The organism is Pseudomonas sp. P5_A2_2, assembly GCF_054177685.1.
This window is the reverse complement of the sequence record NZ_JBGCUL010000340.1, coordinates 1-4580: the sequence shown is the minus strand read 5'-3', so window position 1 is coordinate 4580 and position 4580 is coordinate 1. Positions and strand designations below refer to the sequence as shown.

4 protein-coding genes are annotated in these 4580 nt (G+C 60.9%); 3 read left to right on the top strand and 1 reads right to left on the bottom strand.

Annotation, left to right across the window (positions count from 1 at the left end; translation table 11 throughout):
• The first annotated feature begins 144 nt into the window (after positions 1–144).
• From ACXRVY_RS17815 to ACXRVY_RS17805, 3 genes are read left to right on the top strand one after another with little or no spacing between them, the layout of a single operon-like run.
• Complete coding sequence (locus tag ACXRVY_RS17815; RefSeq protein ID WP_458237885.1) at positions 145–1434, top strand: NAD(P)/FAD-dependent oxidoreductase; 1290 nt, start codon at positions 145–147, stop codon at positions 1432–1434.
• Positions 1435–1459: 25 nt separating this feature from the next.
• A complete protein-coding gene (locus ACXRVY_RS17810) occupies positions 1460–2014 on the top strand; it encodes a helix-turn-helix domain-containing protein (RefSeq protein ID WP_223463143.1) in 555 nt (184 codons plus the stop codon).
• Positions 2015–2034: 20 nt separating this feature from the next.
• Positions 2035–3381, top strand: coding sequence for a glutamine synthetase family protein (locus ACXRVY_RS17805; protein ID WP_223463142.1), 1347 nt, complete (start codon positions 2035–2037; stop codon positions 3379–3381).
• A 183-nt stretch (positions 3382–3564) separates the two neighbouring features.
• On the opposite strand, the gene ACXRVY_RS17800 is transcribed toward ACXRVY_RS17805, so the two are convergent.
• The coding region (locus ACXRVY_RS17800; RefSeq protein WP_458237884.1) for a purine-cytosine permease family protein at positions 3565–4580 on the bottom strand (1016 nt) is incomplete at its 5' end.

Below are 4580 nucleotides of genomic sequence, written 5' to 3'. Positions count from 1 at the left end.
GCCTGATTGATTCGAACATCGCGCCTGAATAAAAAAATCCCGTTCGGGTTCGCCTGAGCGGGATTTTATACGTGTTGATTGCCTGTGTGAAATTTACCGGGTATTTTTTCATGTAATTAATAATAGAAGATTTCACGAGGCCGTATGTGTCAGCAATCCACCCGGCATGTCGCCAGTTACTACGCCCATACCTGCGCCGATCGTCTGGTCGATCGAGCCGCACTGGAAGGTGAGCAAGACACCGAAGTGCTGATCATCGGGGCTGGTTTCAGTGGGTTGCACACGGCTTTGCGCCTGGCGCTGGCCGGCAAGCGCGTGACCCTGCTCGAAGCCAGCCGGGTGGCCTGGGCCGCTTCGGGGCGCAATGGCGGGCAGGCGATTCTCGGTTGGTCGTGCGACATGCCACCGCTGGAAGCGGCGCTGGGTTACGAACGGGCGCGGCGCTTGTGGGACGGCATGCGCTGGGCTGCGCGGGAACTGCGTGACTTGCCTGGCCGCCATGAGTTCGATTGCGACTACCGCGCCGGTCATCTGTGGACCTCGGTAATGCCCCGTCGGGTAGGCCTGCTGACCGAATGGCAACACGAGGCCAGCCACAAGTGGGGCCACGACAAACTGCAATTTATCGAGCGCAGTGAATTGCCCCAGTGGGTTGCCAGCGAGCGTTATCAGGCCGGCCTGTTCGATCCCGAGGGCGGGCATTTGAATCCGCTGAAACTGGCCCTCGGCCTTGCCGATGCGATCGAGCGCGCCGGTGGCCGCATCCACGAGCAAAGCAAGGCGCTGAGCTATGGCGAGGAGGGCGACGGGATTGTGGTGACCACCGAGCGCGGTCGTATTCGCGCCGACGTGCTGGTGCTGGCGTGCAACGCTTACCTCGACCGACTCGACCCGCAACTGGCGAGTTGCGTGTTGCCGGTCGGGACGTATCAGGTCGCGACTGCGCCGCTGACGAAGGAGCAAGCCACCGCGCTGCTGCCGAGCAACGTGTGTGTTACCGACAACCAGTTCGTGCTCGATTATTTCCGCCGTACCCCGGACAACCGCCTGCTGTTCGGAGGTGGTTGCACCTACCTGGGTGGGATGCCCAAGGACATCGCCGCGGCGACCCGGCCGTTCCTGGAGCGGGTGTTCCCACAACTCATGGGCGTCGAACTGGAGTTTGCCTGGGGCGGACACATCGACCTGACCCTCAAGCGCACACCGGATATCGGACGGCGCGGCGATCTTTACTGGATGCAGGGGTATTCCGGGCATGGCGTGTTGCCGACACTGGCCGCGGCGCGGGCGGTGTCCGACGCGATCCTCGGTCAGCCCGACGAGTTGTCCCTGTACCAGGGCCTGAACAACGGCAGTTTTCCCGGCGGCAAATACCTGGCCGCGCCGCTGGAAGCCATCGGCAAGGCCTGGTATCGACTGCGCGACAGCATTTGAAGCGACACTTTCTGGAAGCCTCAAGATGGACATGCAAGAAGAAATCTCGGCGCTGGCGATCCTGATCCAGGACCTGCGCAAACACAAAAAGTACACCCTGAAGGAACTGGCGGACAAAATCGGTCGCTCCGTGGGTTTTCTGTCCCAGGTCGAGCGCGGCCTGTCGCGCCCGACGGTGGCGGACTTGACCGCCATCAGCGAAACCCTCGGCGTGCCGACCACCTATTTCTACAGCCTGCCCAAACCCATGGCCTTGCCCTGGGTCACCCGCCCGGACGAGCGCCGCACGCTGTACTACGCCGACGGCATCACCGACATCCTCGTTTCACCAAAAATGCGCGCGTCCTTTTCGATGCTCGAAAGCCAACTGGAGCCCGGTGCCAGCAGCGGCGACCGGCACATGAAGGACAGCTCGGAGCAGGGCGGTTACGTCCTGGAAGGGGAACTGACCCTGTGGCTCGACGACAACGAACCGGTGACCCTGCATCCCGGCGACAGCTTTCAACTGGCCAGCCATGCGCACTGCCGCTACGGCAACCGGTCCGATCAACTGACCCGTGTGCTTTGGGTTTACACCTGATAACAACAAGGAATAAATCGATGGATGCTGTGTGCTCTGAACTGCTGGCCGAGGTTCGCAACTTCCGCCACTGCAACCCCGAAGTGCGTTATGTCGATCTGATCTCCCTGGACATTCCGGGGCATTTCTACGGCAAGCGCTACCCGATCGAGATGCTGGAAAAAGTCGCTGCCGGCAGTGCACTGAAGCTGCCGCAGAACTGCGTGTTGCTCGGCACCCAGGGCGGGCTGTTCAAGATCGGCGATTACTGCTTCAACGATGGTGACCCGGACGCGCTGCGCCGTTTGGTGCCCGGCACCTTGAAGCTGGTGACCTGGGAAAAGCAGCCTCTGGGCCAGATGTTGATCACCTCCGACGGCACGGACAAACCCATCGAATTCGAACCCCGTGAAGTGCTGGCGCGAGTGCTGGACCGGCTGCACCGTAAAGGCATTTTCCCGGTGGTGGCCTTCGAGCTGGAGTTTTACCTGTTCGACAGTCACTTGAAGGACGGCTTGCCGCAATTTCCCCGTGACGAACTGACCGGCGATGCCGACGATCAGCCGAACATGCACATCGAACGCTTGTCGCGCTTCGCCCCGGTGCTCGATGAAATGGTCGAGACCGCGCGATCCCAGGGCGTCGATGCCACGGTGATCACCGCCGAGCTCGGCCCGGGCCAGTTCGAAATCAACTTCGGCCATTGCGATGACGGCCTGCGCGCCGCCGACTGGGCGGCCCTGTTCTGCCGCAGCACCCGGGGCGTGGCGCTCAAGCACAACTTGCGCGCCAGCTTCATGGCCAAACCTTACTTGCAGCACCCCGGCAGCGGCATGCACGTGCATGTCAGCCTGTATGACCAGGCCGGTAATAACCTGCTGGCGGCGAACGGCCAGCGGGCGCTGCGCCATGCGGTGGCAGGTTGCCTGGATGTGTTGCCGCACTGCATGCCGATCTTTGCCCCGAACCACAACGCCATGCGCCGCTTGAGCGCCACGGTGAACGTCGCGTCCCGCGCCAGTTGGGGTTTCGAGGATCGCGATGCCTGCTTGCGTATTCCGGAGTCGGACATCAAGAACCTGCGCATCGAACATCGCCTGGCCGGCGCCGACGCCAACCCCTATCTGGCGTTGGCGGCGATTCTGGTGGGGTTGGAGCAAGGCCTGGAAGGGGAGCGCGAGCCGATTGCACCGCTCAACGAAGACCGCAGCAGTGGCATCGATTTTCCGTTGGAAATGCTCGAAGCGGTGCAGGCCATGCAAAGTCATGCATCGCTGCGCGAAGGCTTGGGGGCGGAGTTTGTGGACGTCTACTGCGAAAACAAGCGTCAGGATCATCTGGCATTTCTGCATGACATCAGCGCGCGGGAGTATCGCTGGTTCCTGTAGTCGCCCTTAGAAAACATGTGGATATTGAAGGGGTTAGAAGGATTAGTAACTGGATAGTGAATAAAAATATCTTGTTACAGGCCGAAATATTCCGTAATATCCGCGCCGCGTTCACCACCACGGTTTATGCATTTTTAAATCCCAGGCGTCCATCAGCTGCCTGGGATTTTTTTTGCCTGAAATTCAGTCCGCCGCTGACTCCATCATCGGCGCACGCTTGCCGAGCTTCATCAGCCAGTAATAACTCAACGCCGGCACCAGCAACCCGACGATCCACGCCAGGTCCACCCCGTCCAGCACCGTGGCCACCGGGCCGACGTACAACGTGGTGTTCATGAACGGAATTTCCAGGGCAATCGCCAGCAGGAAACTGCCGCAGGCAATCCGGTYGACCCGTCCGTAGATCCCGTTCAGGTCGAAGATGTCGTCAATCCGGTACTGGCCTTTGCGCAGGCAGTAGTAGTCCACCAGATTGATCGCCGTCCACGGAATCAGGAAGTAGCTCATGAAGAAGATGAAGTTGAGGAAGAAGTTGATGAAGTCGTCCTGACTGATGGTGCACAGGGCCGTGGCCACCAGGCTGATCAGCAGCATGAACACACCGCGTACCCGCGGCGTCACCTTGAGCCGGGCAAAAGGCTCGATCACGGTGATGGTCGACATGAACGCGCCGTACAGGTTGAACACGTTGATCGACACCTGGCCGTAGACGATGAAGGCGAACAACAGCACCGCGCCAGTGCCGAACAGACCGGCGACATGCCCGCCGACATTGCTGGAGAAGTCACCGATGCCGACGCTCAGGATCGCCCCGAGAATCATCATCCACGCGCCACCGCTGACCGTGCCGGCGTAGCTGTACCAGAACACCTGGGCGGTCGACGTGTTGCTTGGCAGGTAGCGCGAGTAGTCGGCGACGTAAGGCGCATAGGACAGTTGCCAGGTCACGGCAATGCTCACCGCCACCAGGAACTTCGACAACGAGAAGCCGGTTGGCAGCCATTGTTCGGCCGGGATCGGCAACTGCAAGGCGAGCACCGTGGCGGCGACGAACACCACCAGCGACAGAATCGACAGTAGCTTCTGCAAGCGGTGAATCAACCGATAGCCATAGAGCGCGACGACGAAGCACAACGCGCCGATCAGGTAGATATTGCCGGACATCGGCAGCGGGCTGACGGACTCCAGCGCCTGGGCCG